Raw genomic sequence first — 23,242 nt, forward strand, 5'->3', positions numbered from 1 at the left:
AATTAAAAACAATTTTTAAAATATTTTTTATCAATATTCTTCCTTCCTCAAAATAAGCTTAATCATTTAATAATCTAACCTATATTTGTTTAACACGTGATTAATAATGCTTATTGAAAAAATGAATCTTATAACAAAGTACAGTAAAGTAATTGTTGCGACACTTGTTGTTCAGGCGACATTTGCGCAAACAAATCCTTCTATTGAAAATCCTTTTACGCAAAGTTTAGGAGGTTTCAATTATGGGTCAAAAAATTCACCTGACGGAAACGAATGGGAATCGCCAATGAATTTATCCTTCAACAAAGAATTACCAAAAAGTTATTTTTTCTCTTTTGAGAATCAAAATCAAGCAGTAAAACTTTTGCCAGAAAATAGTCCATATTGGATGAATTTGAACGGAACATGGAAATTCAATTGGGTAAAAAAGCCAGACGAAAGGCCAAAAAAATTTTACGAAAACAATTATGACACCTCATCTTGGGCGGACGTTCCAGTTCCGATGAGTTGGAATATTTATGGTATTCAGAAAAATGGAGATTTAAAATACGGTGTACCAATTTATGTCAATCAAAAAGTAATTTTTCAGCATGCTGTAAAAGTTGACGATTGGAAAGGTGGCGTAATGCGCGAACCAAACAAAGATTGGACAACATATATTTATAGAAACGAAGTTGGTTCGTACAAACGTACATTTGATGTTCCTAAAAATTGGGACGGACGAGATATTTACATCAATTTTGATGGTGTAGATTCGTTTTTCTATATCTGGATTAATGGTAAATATGTCGGTTTTTCTAAGAACTCGCGTAATTTAGCTTCGTTTAATATCACAGATTATTTAAACAAAAAAGGCGAAAACTCTGTTGCTGTCGAAGTGTATAGAAATTCGGATGCTTCTTTCTTAGAAGCACAAGATATGTTTAGATTACCTGGAATTTTCCGTACGGTCTCCTTAACATCAAAACCAAAAGTTCAAATTAGAGATATTGTTGCAATTCCTGAAGTTACTAATAACTACAAAGATGGTGAATTAAATATCTCTGCTGATATTAGAAATCTATCTAAAAAAGCTGCAAAAGGCTACAAAATTGCTTACACGCTTTATCAAAATAAATTATATAGCGACGAAACCGAAAAGGTTACGACAACTGAATATGTAATTAATTCTGATGCAGTTACAATTAATCCTAATTCTTCTTCAATCTATAAGCAAACGCTAAAACTGAAAAACGCAAATCTTTGGTCTGCAGAGCGTCCTTATCGTTATACATTAGTTGGAGAATTAAAAGATGCGAAAAACAAAACAGTTGAAACGATTTCGACAAATGTTGGATTTCGAAAAGTTGAAATTAAAGATACAAAAGCCGAAGATGATGAATTTGGTTTAGCTGGACGTTATTTCTACGTAAATGGAAAAACCGTAAAACTGAAAGGTGTTAACCGCCACGAAACAAATCCTGAAAAAGGAAAAGTTGTGACGCGTCAACAAATGGAGGAAGAAATAAAGTTGATGAAACGTGCAAATATCAACCATGTTCGTAATTCGCATTATCCAGATGATCCGTATTGGTACTATTTGTGCGACAAATATGGAATTTATTTGGAAGACGAAGCTAACTTAGAAAGTCATCAATATTATTATGGAGAAGCGTCTATTTCTCACCCCAAAGAGTGGAGAGATGCACACGTGGCGCGTAATGTAGAGATGGTTCATGCAACCATTAATCATCCTTCTATCGTTATTTGGTCTTTAGGAAATGAAGCTGGGCCTGGGAATAATTTTGTGGAAGCCTACAATGCTATCAAAAAAATAGATACTTCTCGTCCAGTTCAATACGAGCGCAATAATGCAATTGTGGATATGGGATCTAATCAATATCCATCTATCAACTGGGTTCGTGGTGCGGTACAAGGAAATTATAAGTTAAAATATCCTTTCCATATCTCAGAATATGCGCATGGAATGGGAAATGCAGCTGGAAACTTGATTGATTATTGGGAAGCAATGGAATCAACAAACTTCTTTATGGGAGGTGCAATTTGGGATTGGGTTGACCAAGCGATGTATTACTATGACAAAGATACGGGTGAAAAATTTTTAGCATATGGAGGAAATTTTGGTGATAAACCAAATGATGGAACATTTGTAAACAATGGTTTAGTTTTCGCAGATTTAAAGGTAAAACCTGCTTATTGGGAAGTTAAAAAAGTGTATCAAAATGTTGGTGTAAAACCTGCTAACATCTTGAATGGTGAAATTGAGATTTTCAATAAAAATTATTTTATCTCTTTAGAAGATTATACAACAGAATGGGCTTTGTACGAAGATGGAATCGAAATTGAAAGAAGTACAGCATTTATTGGTCCAAAGAAAATTATTGGTCCACGCGAAAAACAAATCGTTCGTTTACCAATTAATCAAGCAAAATTAAAACCTAGTTCAGAGTATTTTGTAAAAATTCAATTCAAGCAAAATCATGATCAATTGTGGGCGAAGAAAGATTATGTTCAAATGGAGGAACAAATTTTGGTTAAAGCTGCAGATCAATTTCCATCAATTGAAGAAGTTCAAAAATCGAATCAAGTCACTGTAACGGATAGTGAAAAAATCAAAACGATTACTGGAAATAATTTCTCTGTAAAATTTGATAATCAAATAGGAACAATTTATAGTTTAAATTATAATAACCAAACGATTATTAAAGATGGCGATGGTCCTAAATTGGACGGATATCGTGCGCCAATGGATAATGACAACTGGGCATATCAGCAATGGTTTCAAAAAGGTGTACATAATTTAAAACACAAAGTTTTGTCATCAACTTCTTATACAAGAAAAGATGGTGCAATTGTATTATCGTATGTTGTAGAATCACAAGCTCCAAACAGCGCATCGCTTTTGGGTGGAACATCAGGAAAATTCAAAATTGAAGAACACAAAGATCAACCATTTGGTGAAAATGATTTCAAATTCACGTCAAATCTAGTTTGGACAATTTATGCAGATGGTTCGATCGAATTATCATCAAGCATAACTTCAAATGACGATTCGCTTGCTTTGGCTCGTTTAGGATTTGGATTGAAATTACCAGAAAGTTTAAGTAATTATAATTATTACGGACGTGGACCAATCAATAATTATGCGGATCGTAAGACAGCACAAAACATCGAATTATATAAAAGTACGGTTAAAGATCAGTTTGTACCTTGGCCAAACCCTCAAAGTATGAGTAATAATGAGGAAATTAGATGGAGTTCTTTAACTGACAATTCTGGAAATGGAGTTGTTTTTGTAAGCAAAAATGTAATGTCGACTTCTGTTTTACCTTGGAGCGAATTAGAATTGACATTAGCATCACATCCATACAAATTACCAAAAAGTAACGGAACATATATGCATTTAGACGCTGGCGTTACAGGACTTGGTGGAAATAGTTGTGGACAAGGACCGCCATTAGAGCAAGATCGTGTAAAACCAAATGCTACGATTTTCGGTTTTATTATTCGTCCTATTCAACATAACAATTATGCAACTCAAGCCAAAGTAAAAGGAGCTGGAGATTCGCCACTTGTTATTACGCGAAATAAAACTGGTGAAGTAACAATTTTAAGCCAAAATCAAAACGCAGATTTGTACTACAAAATCGGAAATGGGAAAGAAACGAAGTATACAGAACCTTTCAAATTGAGAGATGCCAATACAATTGTAACATGGGATAAAAATAATCCAAACATCAAAGTTTCTTCAAAATTTACTAAAATAGAAACTATTCCGTTGCAAGTCGTTTTTGCGTCGAGTCAAGAAACTGGTGAAGGAGATGCGAAGAATTTGGTAGATGGAAACCCAAGCTCTATTTGGCATACAATGTACTCTGTAACTGTTGCACAATATCCGCATTGGGTAGATTTTGATGCAGGAGATTTCAAAATGATTAAAGGGTTTACTTATTTGCCTCGCCAAGATGGAGCAAATGGTAACATAAAAGATTATAGAATTCAAATCAGTTTAGATGGTAAAAACTGGAGTAATCCAATCAAAGAAGGTTCTTTCGAGAAAAACACTAAACTGCAAACAATATTGTTTGACAAACCAATTCGCGGAAGATATATTCGTTTCACAGCTTTAAGTTCTCAAAATGGACAAGATTACGCTGCTGGATCAGAATTTGGAGTTTTAGTGAACTAATAATTTATTCATAATATTTTCAAACAGAAATTCATATCATGTAAATGGTATGAATTTCTTATTTTAATGCAACTTCTTAATTTTAGGTTTCGATTTCATCACAGAAAAATACGATGCTGTAAAAGCTGATAAACTCTTATAACCTACTTTATATGCTATTTCGCTTAAAGTAAAACTCATCGTATCGATTAGTTCTACACTTTTTAAAATACGAATCAATTGCATATATTTCTGAATTGTAATTCCGGTTTCGTTCTTAAAAATTCGTTGCAGATTTCTAACTGACATTTTAGCCTTAATTGCAAGATCTTCAATATCCAAATTATTTGAATAATTTTCGCTCATATACGCGCTAACCAAAAGTAATCTGCTATCTAATAAAATAGGCAATTGCAAACTCTCGTTCTCGTTACAAAAATTTGGTAAACTACGAAGTAAAGCCTCTAAAAATAGTTGTTGTTCATCATCTTCATTCAGTATTTTATTCCATTTCTCTGCGTAAAACATCATTTCTTTTAGAACTGTAGGTGCGTTAAAAACGTGTATTTTATTATAAAACTCATCATCAAAAGTAGATTTAAACAAAATAACCATAGGGTTCACCTTTTTCGAATGTGATGTTGTAAAGTGTATTTTATTTGCAGGAATCCAAATGACATAGTTTTGAGGTACAAGAAAAATTTTCTGTTCAATATGAAAATATTGATAACCTTGCTCAACATAGTTTAATTGAAAATATTCATGAGAGTGTTCTATCTCATCATGTTTCCAATTTTTCTCATACCAAACATATGTATCAGAGCTTACTTGATTAGAATATTCACCCTTCTCTATCATAACAATGTCGTTTCAAATGTAATTTATGGCAAAGTTAATAAAAACGACAATTGTAAATTTGCAAAAGAATTAATCATACAAACATGAAAATAGAAAATAATAATAAAACTACATTTTGGCTAAGTATTGGCGTAGTTCTATTCGTTTCAATTAATTTACGTGCTCCAATCACAGCAGTAAGTCCAATTTTAGACGAAATAAAATCTGTATTACATATCAATAATTTACAAGCTAGTTTACTTACATCTATCCCTTTAATTGTTTTTGCAAGTTGCTCTATTTTAGTTAGTAAAGCTATTTCTAAATTTAATATTAGACATAGTCTTATCTTTTCAATTCTTATCCTAATTGTTGGTTTATCACTCAGAATTTATGGTAATATTGAATTATTGTATATAGGATCGTTGCTTCTTGGAATAGGAATTTGTATCGGAAATGTATTAACTCCAGCCTATATTAAAGAACTTTTTCCTAATAAAATTGGAATAATGACTGGTATTTTCTCCGTTTCGATGAGTTTAGTTGCTGCATTAGCTTCGGGTCTAAGTATTTCGATCGGGAAATGGACAGAAAGTAGATGGAAAGGTTCATTAGGCATTTGGATTATTGGAGCTCTAATTGCGCTAATTATTGTCGTTTTAGAATCTTTTTTTGGTAAAAACATTCAATCAAAAGTAGCAAAGACTCCTAAAAATATAAAATTCAATATCTTTCGCTCTTCACAAGCCTGGAATATCAGTGTTTTTATGGGGACTCAATCTTTAATTTATTATTGTCTTGTAGCCTTATTACCAACTTTATTAATAGATTTCGGAATGAGTAAAGTAGAATCAGGTTGGGTTTTCTCTATCTTACAATTAGCTATGTTACCAGCCATGTTATTCAGCCCAATGATTGCAAGTAAAATGCAGAACCCAAAAGTCATGGTAAACTTAACAACTATACTATATTGCATTGGAATAATTTTACTGATTACAACCAAAACCCAATTTATATATCTAAGTGCAATCTTGATTGGTTTTGCAGGAGGTTTAGCTTTTAGTCTTTCTATTCTTTTTTTCTCAATTCGAAGTAAAACAATCGCAGGTACCATAAAAATTTCGGGAATGGCACAATCTATTGGGTACTTAATCGCTGCATTTGGTCCACCTATTTTTGGAAAATTATATGATTTTGACTCATCTTGGTCTTATTCGCTTTATTTCTTATTATTGACTATTTGTATAATGACATATTTTGGAAGAAAAGCCTGTAAACCGAAATTTATTGAAGAAAATTAAACAAACTTATTAAGTAATTCTGAGCTATAATAATTACTTTTAATGAAGCTAATAACACAAAAAAAGTAATGAAAAACCGATTTCCGCAACGCATTGTTTCCTTAACAGAAGAAGGAACCGAAATTCTGTATAACATTAACGAACAACATCGTTTAGTAGGAATTAGTGGATTTACGTATCGTCCGCCGCAAGCTCGAAAAGAAAAACCTAAAGTTTCCACTTTTTTGGATGCAAAATTTGAAGAAATTATAGAGTTAAAGCCGGATTTGGTTGTTGGATATTCGGATTTACAAGCTGATATTGCGGCAGAATTAATCAGAAGAGGAATTAATGTTTTTATTTTTAATCATCGAACTGTTGACGAAATTTTAAATATGATTTTGCAATTTACTTCGTTGATTGGTTGCCAAGAAAAAGGACTGAAATTGGTCGAATCTTACGAGAAGAAACTCGAGGAAGTAAAACAACAAGCAGATCTCCTTCCCTATCATCCAACTGTTTTTTTTGAAGAATGGGACGAACCAATTATTTCGGGAAGTGCTTGGGTAAATGATTTGATAGAAATTGCTGGTGGAAAATTAGCTTTTCCGGAACTCAAAAATAAAGCCTTAGCAAAAGATCGTATTCTGTTAGATGAACAAGTGATCGAACGTAATCCTGAAATTATTATCGGTTCTTGGTGTGGAAAAATGTTTAAACCAGAAAAAGTAAAACAACGAATTGGTTTTGAAAATGTAAAAGCTGTACAACAAAATCAGTTATACGAAATAAAATCTGAATTGATTTTACAACCTGGTCCTGCTGCCTTAACAGATGGTTTGGATAAAATTGTGGAGATTATAAAAAGTTATACGTTTTAGGTAGTAAGTCTTAAGTAGAAAAAATAAATTATGGATGCAGATTTTTTAATTTTATATAGTAAGATAATAATATTACTACACTTTATATTTGATATTCTTCTATTAATTAGCGCATTTATTGCAAACAGAAAAAAAATAATTTTTAGTAATTATCTAATTTTCATCACCATTTCTATCCTACTATTATCAATAATAAAATTAGCTATAAAAAACTATTTTGATGTTTCAATTTATGAGCTAAATATAGTTACAACTATTCTCGAAAAACTTTTATACATAGCTTTCGGAGTTATCTTAATTCTTGGAATTTCTAAATTAAAAATCAATAAAGAGGAATAAAAAAATCCCGCTTTTCAGCGGGATTTAATTTATTGTATAATATTGACTTCTCTAACCAATGTTACACCATATTTGGCTTTCACATCTTCTATAATTCGTTCAGATAAATCATATATTTCGCGTCCAGTTGCATTGCCATAATTCACCAAAACCAAAGCTTGTTTATCATGAACTCCCGCATCACCAAAACGTTTTCCTTTCCAACCTGCGTGTTCTATCAACCAACCTGCGGCTAATTTCACACCTGAATCAGTTTTGTAATGAGAAATTTCCGGATGAAGTTTTTCTATTTCAGCAAATTCTTCATTCGAAATGACAGGATTCTTAAAGAAACTTCCTGAATTTCCTATTTGCGAAGGATCTGGTAATTTACTTTGACGAATTTTAATCACAGCTGCACTAATCTCTTGAATCGTTGGATCAAAAATTTGCTCCTTCTCCAATTCAGATTTTATCGCACCATACTCTACATGAAGTTGGTGATTTTTCTTCGTCAACTTAAATGTAACTGCAACCAAAACATATTGTCCTTTCAACTCATTTTTGAAAACAGATTCACGGTAACCAAAATGACATTCTTCATTTGTAAAAGTGCGCTCATCTCCTGTTTCCAAAACTAATGTTTGAACTTCTTCGATATAATCTTTGACTTCAACGCCATACGCACCAATATTTTGCATCGGCGCAGTACCTACATTTCCAGGAATCAACGAAAGATTTTCTAATCCTCCGAAATCATTTTGCAACGTCCATTCAACAAAATTGTGCCAATTCTCGCTTCCTTGCGCTTTAACGTACACAAAATCATCATCTTCGTTGATAATTTCGATTCCTTTCAAATTCAGTTTTAACACAACACCCGGAAAATCATCTACAAAAAGCATATTACTTCCTCCACCAATAAATAAAATCGGTAAATCTTTTTGACGACGAAAAACCAACACTTTTCGTAAATCTTGAATAGTTGCAACATCAGCAAAATATTTTGCCTTTGCCTCTATTCCAAATGTGTTATATAATTTTAATGAATAATTTTCGATGATTTCCATCTTACTTATATTTTCTACTTCTGACAGCAACTTATTGTCATATTAATTTATGACAATAAGTCAAAACTGACAAATATTTTTTATCTAATTGTTCCTGGATATTGCTCCAAAGCTTCTTTCAATAATTCGACTGAACGAACTAAATCTTCTTCTTTCAAAACATAAGCCAAACGAACTTCTTGTATTCCTGAATTTGGAGTTGAATAAAATCCTGCTCCTGGTGCTAACATAACTGTTTCTCCATTTGATGAGAACGATTCTAATAACCAAATTGCGAATTTCTCTGCACTATCAACCGGCAACTGAATCATACAATAGAAAGCTCCTTTTGGATTTGGACAAACCACACCCGGAATTTGCTGTAAACCTGCTACTAATGTATTACGACGTTTTAAATATTCTGTACGACAATCTTCAAAATAAGTACCAACATTTCTGTGGGCTAAAGTTGCAATGTATTGAGAAATTTCAACAGGACTTAAACGAGCTTGTGCATATAACATTGCAGCTTTTAAGAATTTTTCATTACGAGAAATCAAAGCGCCAGAACGAGCTCCACATAAAGAAAAACGTTTTGATTCTGAGTCAATTACAATTGCATTATCTTTTAATTCTGGGAAACTTAAAACAGATGTAAATTCTTCTTCTGTGTATAAATATTCAGCATAAACTTCATCTGCAATTAAATAAATATCGTGTTTAAGTACTAAATCTTTTAATTGCGTTAATTCTTCTTTAGAATAAACATATCCAGTTGGATTGCCTGGATTACAAATTAAAATTGCACGTGTTTTATCTGTAATTTTCTTTGCAAACTCTTCAATTGATGGTAAAGCAAAATTTTGCTCAATTCCAGAAGGTACAGGAACAATATTTACATCATTTTCGCACGTAAAACCATTATAGTTTGCGTAAAAAGGTTCTGGAATAATGATTTCATCACCTGGATTTGCAATAATTCCGAAGATAAATAATAACGCTTCCGATCCTCCTAAAGTTGCAATAAAATTTTCTGGACCAAGATCAATTCCACGATTTTTAAAATAATCTGCCAAAGCTTGACGGTAATCTAATGTACCCTCAGAATGCGTATAAGAAATAATATTCGAAGGAAATTCTTTTAATCCTTCTAATACCGCTTTTGGCGACTCTATATCAGGTTGCCCAATGTTTAAGTGATAAACTTTAGTTCCTCTTTTTTTCGCTGCATCAGCGTATGGCACCAACTTTCTGATTGGAGAAGCTGGCATATTTTGAGACTTTTGTGATAAGATTAACATTTATTGTAATTTTTTAAATTCGAATTAGATTCTTTGGTATTGTTTTTGTAAATTTATTGGTGTAAATATAAATACGTTTAATCTCAAAAAAAACTTTATTATGAGTAAATTAAATAATGCGACAAAATTATTAGCAGGTTTAGCAATCGGAACAGCAATCGGAGCAGTAGTAGGTTTATTATATGCACCAGAATCAGGAAAAGACACACGTAAAAAACTGAAAAAAGAAGCTGACAAATACAAAAAAGAGTTAGATAAATATGCGAATGATTTTTCTGATAAAGCTAAAAAAACGAAAAAAGAATTAGAAGTTAAATTAGAAGAAGTTAAAGCTAAATTAGCTGAGCAAAAAGACGAATTCGTTGCTAAAGCAAAAGAAGCTGGAAAAGATTTAAAATCAAAAGCTAATCAAACAAAAGAGGATTTAAAAGACGAGTTCCAAGAAAACGTTGGAGTTTAATTTCATTTAAAACACAATAATCCTTATAATTTATAACTAACTTTGTCTGAAATTAAATCAATTTTATGTTTAATGAACTAAAAATCTATATTAATAATAGAATAACTTTGGCTAAATACGATCTCGTAGATTCGCTGAGTAATATGTTAGCGAGCGGAATTTATGTATTAATTATAGCCGTGTTTTCTTTGTTTTTATTATTATTAGGGAGTTTAGCATTAGGATTTATTTTAGGAAGTTATTTTAACGACACAGGATTAGGTTTCCTTACAGTTACAGGAATTTATTTCTTCGTAATGGTATTGTGTATTTTATTTAGAAAGAAATTGAAATTGTTTCTTGTAAATATTACAATAGAAAACGCAATGGAAGCAATGTCTAACCAAGAAGATGACGAAGACGACGATGAAGAATAAAGAACAATTATCTGCAATAAAAAATTTGGACGATTTGCGAATGGCAAAACGTAAAATAAAATTACAAATGAAACATGCTGAGAATAAGCACGAAAACTCTTTTGTAAATAAAGCAGTTAATCTTGTGACAAATTTAAAATCTGATACAAGTTTTACATCTTCAAGAGTAGAAAATGCTTTGAATTGGGTTGGTGATAAAGCTGCAGAAAAGTATCCTATGAAAGGAGTAACGAAAGTAGTAATTGCTGGTCTAATTATGATTGCTGTTCCTATTATTACAAGTAAAATACAGGAATACATCGAAGAAAAATTATAAAATTATTTGATAAAAAAACCACTCAATATGAGTGGTTTTTTTATTTATGGTGATTTAATATTTCTCATGAAAATATTCGTTCAATAATTTAACTTTATCTTTTTTATCAACTGCTTCTTGATTACGTAATTCTACACGTCGAATTTTTCCTGAAAGTGTTTTTGGTAATGTTTCGACAAACTGAATAATTCGAGGAATTTTGTAACGCGCCAAATGGTCTTCCGTAAAACGAAAAATATCTAAAGCTAAACTATTTGAAGCCTCATGTCCAGGTGCAAGAATTACAAAAGCCTTCACCGCATTACTTCTCAACTCATGTGGACTTGCAACAACAGCAGCTTCCATAATTGCATCATGCTCTAATAACACACTTTCTACTTCAAAAGGACCAACACGGAAATCTGATGCTTTTATGACATCGTCATCACGTCCTACAAACCAAACATATCCATCTTCATCTTTGTACGCTTTATCTCCAGTGTAGTACAATCCATGCTTAAAAACCTTCGACATTTTATCTTTCTGAATCAAATAGGTTTTGAAAATACCATCAATTGTATTTTCGTCATGTATCACACAAATATTTCCTTCTTCATAATCTTGGACAATATTTCCTTCATCATCGGCAATCACGATATTATATAAAAATAGAGGTTTTCCCATCGAACCATACTTCAATTGTTGATCTGGTAAATTCGCAATCATCGCTGTTGATTCTGACTGTCCATAACCATCACGAATTAAAATTCCTGTTCCTTCTTTCCAAACATCAATAATTTCTGGATTAAGTGGTTCACCAGCAGCAACACATTGACGAAGTTTGAAATCATAATTTTTCAAATCTTCTAAAATCAAAACTCGCAGAGCTGTTGGTGGTGCACAAAAAGTTGTTACGCCCAAATCTTGAATAGTTTGTAATTGCTCTTTCGGAACAAATTTATCTGCATGATACCCTAAAATGGTTGCGCCCATATTCCAAGGAGCGAAAAAACTGCTCCAGAAAAATTTTGCCCAACCTGGTTGCGAAATATTGTAATGTAAATCTCCTGGTTTCATTCCAACCCAAGACGAAGTTGTAAAACCTCCAACAGGGTAAGTATAATGAGTATGTACAACTACTTTTGGCATTCCTGTCGTACCAGATGTAAAGAAATAGAATAAATCATCGTCAGCATTAGTATCAGCAGCCTCAGCTAGTGTAGATTCTTTCCACAACTCATTGATATTGATCCAACCTTCACGTTCACCATCAGAAATCAACTTAATTTTAATTTTCTGATCAAATTTAGCTTCAGCCTCATCAATTTTTGATGCATTTGCCTGATCTGCCAAAGCAACTTCAGGGAAAGATGATTGAAAACGAAACGCTAAATCGCGAGCGTCTAAAGTTGTTGCAGCTGGAATAATAATTAATCCGCCTTTTATAGCGACCAAATATCCAATCCATGTAATTGGTAACAATGGAACTTGCGAAAACATTTTATCTCCTCTATCAACCCCATTTTTTCTCAAAAAATTTAGAAACTGATTGTATTTATCAGACAAATCCTGAAATGTATAATCCTCTCTTTGCTCATTATACTTCCAAATCAATCCCTTTTGATTCCCAAACTTAGCTACATTGTGAGGTTCAAAAATATCCCTTACCCAATTAAACTTCTCTGGTTTAAAAATTTTAACCTCATTTAATTTTGCATAATCTTCTGATTCGATAGCTAATCGAATCGAGTTGAACAATTCTTGTACTGTCATTTACTTGTGGTTTTGAATAAATGTAGAAAAATTATTCAATTAACCACACTATTAGAAATGAAAAAAGGATGAATTTATGAAATTCATCCTTTTTACTATTTATTATTGAGAAATTATTAATCTCTACCTCTTCTTGAGTTACCTGTTCTATTACGGTCTCCACCACGGTAACCACCACGATCTCCTCCTCTAGAATCTCTAGAATCACGGTCGCGATCACCTCCACGGTATCCACCTCTATCACCTCCTCTAGAATCACGATCACCTCCTCGGTAACCACCACTTCTTTCACGATCATTATCACGACGGCTATTGAATCCTCGACTACCTCCGCCATCACGACGACGATCTCCTCCTCTTCTATCACCCCCACGACGATCACCATCACCACGTCTTGGCTCTGGTTTAGAAATTTGTACATCTAAATCTACACCATCACGCTGAGCATCTTTGAAAGATTCTAAAACTAATGATTCAAATTGTGTATCAACTTCGAAGAAAGAGAAATTACGTAAAATTTCAATTTTTCCTATTTCGATGTTACGGTTACGTGTTTGTTCATTAATTAAACCAATTAAGTTAGGAACGCGTAAGTTGTGTTTTTGACCAATATTGATAAAGAAACGAGAAAAATCACGACCTCCACGACGGTTAGACGTACGATCTGCTCTATCTCCACGATCTCCTTCAGATGTAATATCTCTAGTGTTTTTGTAATACTCTAAGAACGAATTGAACTCAACTGTCATGAAACGTTTCAATAATGTATCACGATCTAAATTTGCTAATTTTTCATTAACCGTATCCATGTAAGGTGCGATTAACTCTTCGTCAACTTCAATATTTTCGATTTTCTCGATTAAAGAAATTAAACGTTTTTCACAAATTTCAGCTCCAGTCGGAACATTTCTAGGTTCGATTTTAGAAGCAATTAATTTTTCTAAATCTCTTACTTTACGAGCTTCACGACCACCAGAAATGATGATAGATATCCCTTTGTTACCAGCACGTCCTGTACGACCTGAACGGTGAACATAAACTTCTGGATCATCTGGTAGATTAAAGTTGATAACGTGAGTTAACTCGTTTACATCAATTCCACGTGCAGCAACGTCTGTTGCAACAAGGATTTGAATGTTTTGGTTACGGAATTTCTCCATCACGTGATCACGTTGTGATTGTGATAAATCTCCATGTAATGCGTCTGCATTGTAACCATCTTGCATCAATTTATCTGCAACATCTTTCGCTTCGCGACGAGTTCTACAGAAAACGATACCATAAATATTTGGGTAATAATCAGCTAAACGTTTTAAAGCTAAGTAACGATCAGAAGAACGTACTAAGTAAACGTGATGCTCAATATTTTTTGATGCTGTATTTACTTTACTTACAGCAATCTCAACTGGATTGTGCATGTATTCTGAAGCGATACGACGAACCTCTGAAGGCATTGTAGCTGAGAATAATAAAGTTTGTTTTTCTTCTGGAGTAGTTTCTAAGATAGAATCGATTTCGTCACGGAATCCCATGTTCAACATCTCATCTGCCTCATCTAAAACTGTCCATGTGATGTCATTAATTTTTAATGCACCACGCTTAATTAAGTCCATTGTACGACCTGGTGTTCCTACAACGATTTGTGGATTATCTTTTAAACCTCTAATTTGTTTAACGATATCAGCTCCACCATAAACTGCTTGTACACGTACTCCACGCATATCTGCAGAAAAAGATTCTAATTCTTTTGCGATTTGTAAACATAATTCACGAGTAGGACACAAAATAATTGCTTGTACTGATTTTGAATTACTGTCTAATTGATTTAAAACCGGAAGCCCGAATGCTGCAGTTTTTCCTGTTCCTGTTTGCGCCAATGCAATAACATCTTGATCTGATGAAAGGATTTGAGGAATAGCTTTTTCTTGGATTGGAGATGGGTTAACGAAGCCCATTTTCTCAATTGCAGTTAGGATTTCTTCTTGAAGTCCTAATTCTTTGAATGTAATCATGTTAGATACGATACCGAGATAATGAAATTCATTTATATTCCATATCACCGGTTTTATTTTAAATTATTTAACCAACAGATATGAAAGAATAAAATTAAATGGCTGAGCAGCCTAAAAAATCCCTAAATGAATATTCTTTAACATCCGTACCTTAACTCTAAAAGGCTGTGCAAATGTAAGGATTATTTTTGAAACACACAACACACTTTCATAATCCTTACAAAACACTTTACAATTATTCATTGTATTGATAATAAATACGTTACTAACAATCTGCGATATTAACCGCTACTGCCAAACCTCCTTCAGAAGTTTCTTTGTATTTATTATTCATATCTTTTGCAGTTTCCCACATCGTATTTACTACTTTATCTAACGGAACTTTTGCATGTAAAGGATCTGTATCCAATGCTAATTCTGCTGCATTTATTGCTTTAATTGCACCCATTGTATTACGTTCGATACATGGAACTTGAACCAAACCACCAATCGGATCGCATGTTAAACCTAAGTGATGTTCCATTGCAATTTCGGCTGCCATTGTAACCTGAGCTGGAGTTCCGCCCATTAATTCGCACAAAGCTGCTGCTGCCATTGCTGATGAAACGCCAATTTCTGCTTGACAACCTCCCATTGCTGCCGAAATAGTTGCTCCTTTCTTAAAGATAGAACCTATTACACCTGCAGTTGTTAAGAATTGTTCAATTTCTTTCTGACCTGCTTTATGATTTTCAATAACCAAATAATACATCAAAACAGCAGGAATAACTCCTGCACTACCATTTGTTGGCGCAGTAACTACGCGACCTAAAGATGCATTAACCTCATTTACAGCCAAAGCAAAACAACTTACCCATTTTAGGATTTGTCTGAAATAGACTTTGGTTTTACGTATTGACGTAATCCATTCTTGTGGGTTAGAATATGGTGTTTTTCCTACCAAATTTTTATGCATATCATATGCACGACGTTTCACGTTCAATCCTCCAGGTAAAATACCTTCTGTATGACAACCAATGTACATACATTCTAGCATTGTATCCCAAATACGCATTAATTCATGATGAATTTCGTCCTCTGTTCTGATCGATTTCTCGTTCTCGAACATGATTTCAGAAATTGACTTATTCTCTTTCGAACAAAATTCTAATAATTCTGTCGATGTATTAAATAGAAAAGGGAAAGCACCTGTAACTTCTGTATTTGAAGTTTCTTCATCTTCTTTAGTAAAAAAACCACCTCCTACAGAATAAAATGTTGAAGAAAACTCCTCTTCTCCATAAACTGCAGTAAACGTTAATCCGTTTGCGTGAAATGGTAAAAATTCTCTATTGAATACAATATCAGTTTTTGGATCAAAATTTATCTTAAATTTTCCTCCAAAATTGATCGTAGTTGTCTCGTTAATTGTATTAATAATTGAAGAGATATCATCAATAGGAACATACTCTGGATCAGCACCACTTAAACCTAACATTACGGCATAATCTGTTGCATGACCTTTTCCTGTTAACGATAATGATCCATATAAGTCTACACGGACACGTGTTATTTTTTCAAAAATTGAAGCGGCTTCTAATTCTTTCAGAAAAGCTTCTGCTGCGCGCCAAGGACCTAAAGTATGAGAACTTGAAGGACCAACGCCAATTTTAAGCATATCAAATACTGAAATACAATCCATATTGTACTTTTAATTTATATTTTTTCCACACAGAACAAATATAGCCGTTAAATTCTCATATTCACTTTTATTTTGGCAATTTTTTGTTAATTTAAAAGCTCAATGACTTTAATAACCTCAATCTAAATAAGTTTTGTTCTATTATTTTAATAAAAAAAATAGGATTTGATATAATCAAATCCTATTCTAAGTTCTATATTAACTCAATAATTTACTTAAACTTATACCAATATGGATAAATAATTGCTAATCCATAACCAATGAAAACAAATAATGTAAACATGGTAAAAAGCGTTCCATCTGCCATAAATTCTGGTTGCATTGCTGATGCAATAAACAACGAGGCTACAACCATGTAAACACCGATTCTTTTATAAGAATTAACTAAAAAGATTCCTACTAAAGATACTACACCTAAAATAAGTGTTGTAATTGGATACCATTTTGGCATTTCTGGTGCATCATTGTTTAACATTTGACGAAATAAATAATCATTTGTCACTAACAATTGATACCCTCTATATAAAATACTTAAAATCAGGAAAATCATTATAAAAATCATTGATTTGAATAAAAATGATTTATTATTTGATTCATGTTTCAAATCGTTTGACTTTGTATTGTCTGACATTAAAACATCTGAATCAAAGATATCCTCTCTTTCTTTATCGTTATTTGTATTTACTTGATTTGTCATCATTTTCTAGTTTTAAAAAAGAAAATCATAGCCTTTCAAACTCAATTTCTCATATTTTTCTTCATCAAAACGATACAGCTTAGACACTTTACGATACTGTTTAGGATCTGTTGTATTACCAGTTTCAATAATTAAATTCGAATTGAAGATTTTCTTTCTAAAATTACGTTTATCTAATTCTCTGTTCAATGCTTTTTCATACAAACTTTGTAATTGCGCAATTGTAAATTCGTCTCCAAGTAAATTAAACCCTACTGGGCGACGCTTTACACGACGCTTTACACGTTCTTTCGCATATTGCACAATCTCGTTATGATCGAAAGCTAAATCCGGAATACGATCATAAGGGTACCATTCTCCTCCCTGCGATTTTACTTTTTCTATCATTTGTGGAGTTAATTTTACCAATGCGTAATAAGCAACATTAACTACACGTCCTAATGGATTACGAAACACTTTTGTAAAAGCTTTTAACTGCTCGATGTACGTTTGATGTTCATCATAAGCAATTTTTTCGATCAACAACTCGTGAATTGCTTGATCATTACTTACAGTTGGTGCAATGTATTTCCCTGGCAAAACCAAGGCATTTTTATAAGGGTCATTTAATTTTTTATAAACTAATACCTTTAGTTCTTCCCCATCAAATCCGAAAAGTACAAGACTTGAACAGAGAGCGACCTGAAAATATTTAGCTTTTTCTTCTTCAGTCATTTTGTGGATGATTAAAAAATATGGTATTTCTTAATGAAAAATAGAATGCATTAATCTATTCTTGTCATTAAAAGATTCTTCTAGAGAGATCATAGATTCTGTTCTTAAAACATCATCAATTTGATCAATTTTGTAGATTACATCTTTAGCATCAGAAGTGTCTCTTGCTCTAATTTTACAGAAAATATTATATTTACCTGAAACTACATGTACAACAGTTACGTTAGGAATTTTATACAACTCATCAATAACTTTTTGTGTTTTATTGGTTTTAGTTAACAATAAACCTACATACGCTACAAATTGGTATCCCATTTTATCGTAATCCGTAATCAAAGTAGTTCCCTTGATGATTCCCGCTTCCTCTAATTTTTTGACACGTACGTGAATTGTACCAGCAGAAACATTCATCTTTTTAGCAATTTCTGTAAACGGCATTCTTGTATTGTCAATCAAATACATCAAGATCTTCTTATCAACATCATCAATTATGTAATTCATTTTCTTTGTTTTTGACTATTATTATTATTTTAATAAAAAATCTAATTAATTTTTAGCAAAATTATAAATAATAGTCATAATCTTCAAAATATTTTTTAATGATTTATTTAATATTTTACTTTTGTTAAAATAATAGTTCAAAAAAGAAAGAACTAATCACTTTTGTTTGTTTGCGCGAGTTTATTGTCTAACCACAATAAACTCTTTTTTATTTATTTGATTTTCACTAGTCCACGACGACTTGGTTTTGGCTTAATTGTAGTTGGTTTTTGATAACTAACCTTTGTAGAATCTTTCAGATTATGACGAATAGAATCAATTCTTTTTTCTTCTTGTTTCGGAACTTTATACACCGGAATCGTATCTTTCGTATTATTACCTAAAGTTGAAATCGAATTTTTCTCTTTTTTGACACGTTGTTCTAAGCCTAAAAACTCTCTGAAGTTGTCAAAGTTTTTATTATACTGAATACCTACACCAAAACTCTGATTTAGATTACTCGACATACCTGGCTGTAATCCAAATGTAGTTGGCTTTGTAAAAGCTCGTAGCAATAAAGACCCATTATTTAATTTAGAAATATCATAAGTTAAATCAAAATTACCATCAAAGTTTTCTTGTACCGTACTACTATTAGTTACTGCAATACCATAAGAACCTCGCATACTTAATCGATTGTTAATTCGATATGAAACCGAAGTTCTAATTTTATCATTTGTATTAGATTGCGCACTACCTCCTACATATTCTAATTGCACATCTACATTATTGGCAATAGAAGATAACATACCAGCAATGGTAGAAAGTCCAATATCTGCAGCTGTACTCGTAACACCAGACTGAACTGCAGAAGCATCGCCAAACTTACCTGTCAATAAAATATAACTAAATTGTAGCATTTGTTCTTCTGTATTCGATCTAAATTTGGATTGCAACTGTGAATTAATATCTGACCCTGCATTTGGAATAGTAAGACCAAAATCGATAATAGGTTTTTTCAAGGTTTCTGAAATGTTAATCGATAAAATAGCATCATAAATCTGAGAATACCCAATTCCTAAATAATCTCCTACATTTGAAACTGATTTTTGATACTCTGCCGCAATATTAAGGGTTGCATCAAGTGGGTTTCCAGAAAACTGAACAGACGAACCTTTTTTCACTTTAAAATCTTTCGGGATTAAAGGAAATTGTCTAAACTCGTATGTTCCTCTGTCAATATTGTACACTCCTGTTAAACTCAATCCTGAATTATTCATCAAGAATCTTAAATTTTCTGCAGTACCACGAGCAGATGCTTTATCATTTGTTCTGGCATCAAATATTAAGTTAACCATTGCATTTGGATAAGCATTAATTGTTAAATCGATTGCCATTCCTTTCGGTGCTCGTGCATCCTTCGATTTATTTTTATCATCCAAATGTTGATCAGGAACAAATCGCACCAAATTATTTTCAGCCTCAATCGTCGTACTTCCTGTGTTAATTGTCAACTCAGAATTACCTACAACAGTAGCATCTCCAGCAATCTCCAATCCTTCTACCGGTCCTAACATTGATACGTCGCCTTTAGCAAATATTTTACCGTAGAATAATTCATTATCTTTCATCGAGGTATTCATCACCAATAAATTATCTGCATCAAATTGTAAGTTGAGACCCCATTTACTTAAGCTACGGAAAAGAATGGCTCCATCTACTTTACCTTTTGTATTATATGCTGTGTCTTTAAAATTAACATCATTTAGCATAATCATACCTTGACCTGTACCTTGTTTGGTTACAAATAATTCGTTTTCACCTTCAAAAAGATAATCAGTTCCAAGGAAATTAACTTTCAATCCAAGATCTTTAGCCATCAAAGTTCCGGTAATATCTGGCTGCATTACAGGTCCTTTCAACTTAACATCACCAGATAGCGTTCCTCTCATGTTAGAGAATACTGACTTCAAGAATCCTTCTAAGAAATCGACATGAAACTCATCAAAGTTAGCATCAACATCCACCTCTGGTCCTGTTGGTTTATTGATAATATTACCATAAGCAACCATAGATTGTATTTGCTCTTTCTGTAAGCTCGCATCAAAATTAAATGTTTTATCAGCTACATTATATCCACCTTCTAGGGTTAAATTTCCTAACTCGAAATCATTTAACCCCAGACTATCAATTTTAGCTTGTAAAGTAGGTTCAAGTTTTTCTTTTGTACGAACCACATCTACTTTACCATTAGCAACTCCGACAATTTTAAGGTTATTTAGCAATGTTTTCGGAATAATTTTCTCCAGATGCAAATCTTTAAAATCAGCATTGAAATTAAAGTCTTCTTTGTTTGTAAATAAACCACTTACTTTTAAGTATTGATCTTCAGATTCTAAAGAAAAATCTTCGACTTTCAATGATTTATTAATTCGATTAAAAATCATTCGATTAGAATTTGCATCATTTAAGTGATTAATTGTCCATTTTGTAGAATCAATCATCACTGTTGATGGTGAAAATCCAAAAATCAAATCATTTTTATTTTGAAGCGTGTGGAATAAATTTAGATTAAATAAAATAGGATTTTTTCGTCCAATATTAAAATCAGTCGTTAAAACTAATGTATCATTTTTCGGAACCGAATTAATATTCAGCGCATTTAATGTTACACCACTCACTTTTAAACTATCAATTCTTGCATTAAGCGTCGGAACCTCAGCAATTGTATTCAAATTTACATCAGACTGAAACAGTTGAATACCTGCATATTTTATACCTGGCGTTTGTAAATCTGCTTGCAATTGATTTTTTGAACCATCTATAAAACCTTTGATATGCGTATCAGGTTCAATCTGAATAGAAGGGTCAATATATTTTAATAAATTTTGTTGAACATAAACATCAAACGCAAAAGACTGGTTAGGAGAAACCTTTTTATAACGGAAAGATGGAACTAAATTTACCAAGGCATTGTTTACTACATTTCCTATCTCAGTGATTTTAAAACGTCCATCAAGTGTAGCTTTCATGTACTCTGGCACATCAATCGTCATTAACTTGTGTGAACCATTAATTTGCGAATTTAGTATAACATGATCAAGCTGTAATGTATCTTTTTTAGATCTGAAATAAAGATTTTTAACATCAATATTTCCATTCAAATCATCAATATTTGTTAATCTAAAATCTCCTGTAACATCACCACGGACTACGGCATTCAGATTTTTTGTTAAACCTAGAAAATCTAAATTTACATGATTTAGATTTGACTTAAAATCAAAGACATAAGGTTTTCCACTAAAATTAATTTTACCATTTAATTTCGCATTTAGATTTGGATCTTTAATATCAAAAAGTCCATCAAATTGGTAGTTTTTCACTAAACCATCAACCGTAATATTTTGATAACGTTTCCCCATCAAATCGATGTAACGTAGCGATCCATCAAGATTTAAATTAATATTTTTAAGATCAGTTCCACGTCCATCAAATCTAAATTTACCGCTTACATAACCCAAGTCTTTTGCTTGTGTTAACTGTCTTAAACTAAGATTTTTCGCATCTAACGTTCCTTTGTAAATTAATGCTTTCGGATTTTTATAATTTCTGATTTGCGCACGAATATCTGCATCACCCAAACCGGAAACCGCATAACCATTCGCCATAATTTCATTTGGATTAAGCGATAAATCACCACGATAATTTAAGTTTCCGAAACGAATTAACATATTCGGAATCTTTTTAGACACAAAACTCGGAAGCAATTTTGTAACCCTTTGATAAGATGTGTTTATCTTGACATTTTTTGTAGAAAAACGTAAAGAAGCCCCATGTAAAACATCTTGCAATTGTAAACGCGAAGCACCAACATAATTATCTTCTCCTTTTAATTCAAAATCAGAGAAAGTCAGATTATTTAGCGTTCCTTCAACTTTTCCGTATACATCAACCGAAGAATTTTTATCAAATAATGGTGTAAAATATCTAATCTCTTTGAAATTAATTTTAGAGCCTCGATCAAAGAAAACATCCCAACGAACTTTATTCTCAAAATCGGACATATCTGATGGTTCATCATAGCTCAACAGCAGATTTCCGTTCAAAACAGACGTGTCTGTACGAAGATTTAGATTCCCAACACGTATTTCTTTTTTTGAATAATGAACTTTACCTGTAAAATTCTGAACGTTATAAATTTCTTTATTTCTTGTCGCAACAAAGCAAAAATTCTCTAAATTAGCCGTGATATCCGAATCAACTAACTTAAAGTTTTTCACGGTCATATTAAGTTGTTTCGAATCAAACCAAACATTTCCAGAATTTTGGTTGACAATTGAAACTTTACCATCTTCTAAAATAAAATTCCCATCAAGTTTGAAAATCTTTTTTGGATCTTTTGGTTTATCTGAACTGAACCCATTAACAAATTTGATAAAATTAGAAATCGAATCTCCTTTATAAGTAATCACTCTAATTTCAGGCTGAGTCAATTTTACTTGGCTCAAATCAATATGATCTTTTTTAATTCCAGGCAGTAACGACCACAAATCTATCGTAGTTTCCATTTCGCTAGATTTCATAAAATCATAATTATGATCATCTTTTATGCTAACTCCATAGAAGTAAATATTCCCAAAAAAATCAATATTAACAGATTTTACATTAATTTTTGTATTGAGAGATTTGTTTAATTTTTCGAGTGCGAAATGAGCTATTTTGGTCTGAACAGCAGGAATTTGGATTGCCACAGCTATTGCTAAAACTAACGTTAAAACAAATATGATGAGTGGCAAAAAAATTCTTCCTATTCTTCTGACTATTTTCAATGGTTTAAATTTACGATATTTGCAGTGTAAAAATAGGTTATAAATTTTATT

17 protein-coding genes are annotated in these 23,242 nt (G+C 32.3%); 7 read left to right on the plus strand and 10 right to left on the minus strand.

From position 1 onward, the window contains the following. Positions 1-121 precede the first annotated feature (121 nt). Positions 122-4,189: a glycoside hydrolase family 2 TIM barrel-domain containing protein gene (locus QHG34_RS06955; protein ID WP_282629484.1), complete on the plus strand. Its 4,068-nt coding sequence runs from the start codon at positions 122-124 to the stop codon at positions 4,187-4,189. Positions 4,190-4,252: 63 nt separating this feature from the next. On the opposite strand, the gene QHG34_RS06960 is transcribed toward QHG34_RS06955, so the two are convergent. After that, positions 4,253-5,026, minus strand: a complete 774-nt coding sequence (locus QHG34_RS06960; protein WP_282629485.1) for an AraC family transcriptional regulator — start codon at positions 5,024-5,026, stop codon at positions 4,253-4,255. An 83-nt stretch (positions 5,027-5,109) separates the two neighbouring features. Here QHG34_RS06960 and QHG34_RS06965 point away from each other — a divergent pair, with 83 nt between their 5' ends. From QHG34_RS06965 to QHG34_RS06975, 3 genes are all read left to right on the plus strand, one after another. After that, positions 5,110-6,306: a CynX/NimT family MFS transporter gene (locus tag QHG34_RS06965; RefSeq protein ID WP_282629486.1), complete on the plus strand. Its 1,197-nt coding sequence runs from the start codon at positions 5,110-5,112 to the stop codon at positions 6,304-6,306. A gap of 68 nt (positions 6,307-6,374) precedes the next feature. Continuing rightward, a complete protein-coding gene (locus QHG34_RS06970; RefSeq protein ID WP_282629487.1) occupies positions 6,375-7,166 on the plus strand; it encodes a cobalamin-binding protein in 792 nt (263 codons plus the stop codon). A 30-nt stretch (positions 7,167-7,196) separates the two neighbouring features. After that, positions 7,197-7,505 (plus strand): hypothetical protein, encoded by a 309-nt coding sequence (locus QHG34_RS06975; protein ID WP_282629488.1) that lies wholly within the window; start codon positions 7,197-7,199, stop codon positions 7,503-7,505. A 29-nt stretch (positions 7,506-7,534) separates the two neighbouring features. Here QHG34_RS06975 and murB read toward each other — a convergent pair whose 3' ends face one another. Both murB and QHG34_RS06985 read right to left on the minus strand, forming a co-directional pair. After that, positions 7,535-8,563, minus strand: a complete 1,029-nt coding sequence (gene murB, locus QHG34_RS06980; protein ID WP_407080904.1) for a UDP-N-acetylmuramate dehydrogenase — start codon at positions 8,561-8,563, stop codon at positions 7,535-7,537. Positions 8,564-8,634: 71 nt separating this feature from the next. Further along, on the minus strand, positions 8,635-9,834 hold the full coding sequence (locus tag QHG34_RS06985) for a pyridoxal phosphate-dependent aminotransferase (RefSeq protein ID WP_282629489.1): 1,200 nt from the start codon (positions 9,832-9,834) through the stop codon (positions 8,635-8,637). Between the two features lie 100 nt (positions 9,835-9,934). Between QHG34_RS06985 and QHG34_RS06990 the strand changes: the two genes are divergently transcribed. From QHG34_RS06990 to QHG34_RS07000, 3 genes are all read left to right on the plus strand, one after another. Next, the gene (locus tag QHG34_RS06990) at positions 9,935-10,294 is read left to right on the plus strand and encodes a YtxH domain-containing protein (RefSeq protein ID WP_282629490.1); all 360 of its coding nucleotides are present in this window, start codon (positions 9,935-9,937) and stop codon (positions 10,292-10,294) included. A 65-nt stretch (positions 10,295-10,359) separates the two neighbouring features. Then, complete coding sequence (locus tag QHG34_RS06995; RefSeq protein ID WP_282629491.1) at positions 10,360-10,710, plus strand: phage holin family protein; 351 nt, start codon at positions 10,360-10,362, stop codon at positions 10,708-10,710. Then, positions 10,685-11,026, plus strand: coding sequence for a hypothetical protein (locus QHG34_RS07000; protein WP_282629492.1), 342 nt, complete (start codon positions 10,685-10,687; stop codon positions 11,024-11,026). The genes QHG34_RS06995 and QHG34_RS07000 overlap by 26 nt, the downstream gene beginning before the upstream one ends. A 54-nt stretch (positions 11,027-11,080) precedes the next feature. On the opposite strand, the gene QHG34_RS07005 is transcribed toward QHG34_RS07000, so the two are convergent. The 7 genes from QHG34_RS07005 to QHG34_RS07035 all read right to left on the minus strand — a co-directional run bounded on the left by QHG34_RS07005 (position 11,081) and on the right by QHG34_RS07035 (position 23,191). Then, a complete protein-coding gene (locus tag QHG34_RS07005; protein WP_282629493.1) occupies positions 11,081-12,778 on the minus strand; it encodes an AMP-binding protein in 1,698 nt (565 codons plus the stop codon). A gap of 116 nt (positions 12,779-12,894) precedes the next feature. Continuing rightward, positions 12,895-14,838, minus strand: a complete 1,944-nt coding sequence (locus QHG34_RS07010) for a DEAD/DEAH box helicase (RefSeq protein WP_282629494.1) — start codon at positions 14,836-14,838, stop codon at positions 12,895-12,897. 217 nt (positions 14,839-15,055) lie between these two features. Next, entirely contained in the window at positions 15,056-16,471 is a 1,416-nt protein-coding gene (locus QHG34_RS07015) for an L-serine ammonia-lyase (RefSeq protein ID WP_282629495.1), read from the minus strand. A gap of 211 nt (positions 16,472-16,682) precedes the next feature. After that, on the minus strand, positions 16,683-17,171 hold the full coding sequence (locus QHG34_RS07020; RefSeq protein WP_282629496.1) for a hypothetical protein: 489 nt from the start codon (positions 17,169-17,171) through the stop codon (positions 16,683-16,685). A 9-nt stretch (positions 17,172-17,180) separates the two neighbouring features. Next, on the minus strand, positions 17,181-17,882 hold the full coding sequence (locus QHG34_RS07025) for an NUDIX hydrolase (protein WP_282629497.1): 702 nt from the start codon (positions 17,880-17,882) through the stop codon (positions 17,181-17,183). 30 nt (positions 17,883-17,912) lie between these two features. Then, entirely contained in the window at positions 17,913-18,383 is a 471-nt protein-coding gene (locus tag QHG34_RS07030; RefSeq protein ID WP_038336320.1) for an Lrp/AsnC family transcriptional regulator, read from the minus strand. A gap of 212 nt (positions 18,384-18,595) precedes the next feature. Continuing rightward, positions 18,596-23,191: a translocation/assembly module TamB domain-containing protein gene (locus QHG34_RS07035; protein WP_282629498.1), complete on the minus strand. Its 4,596-nt coding sequence runs from the start codon at positions 23,189-23,191 to the stop codon at positions 18,596-18,598. Positions 23,192-23,242 lie beyond the last annotated feature (51 nt).

Source organism: Empedobacter sedimenti, assembly GCF_030005555.1.
Lineage (GTDB): Bacteria > Bacteroidota > Bacteroidia > Flavobacteriales > Weeksellaceae > Empedobacter > Empedobacter sedimenti.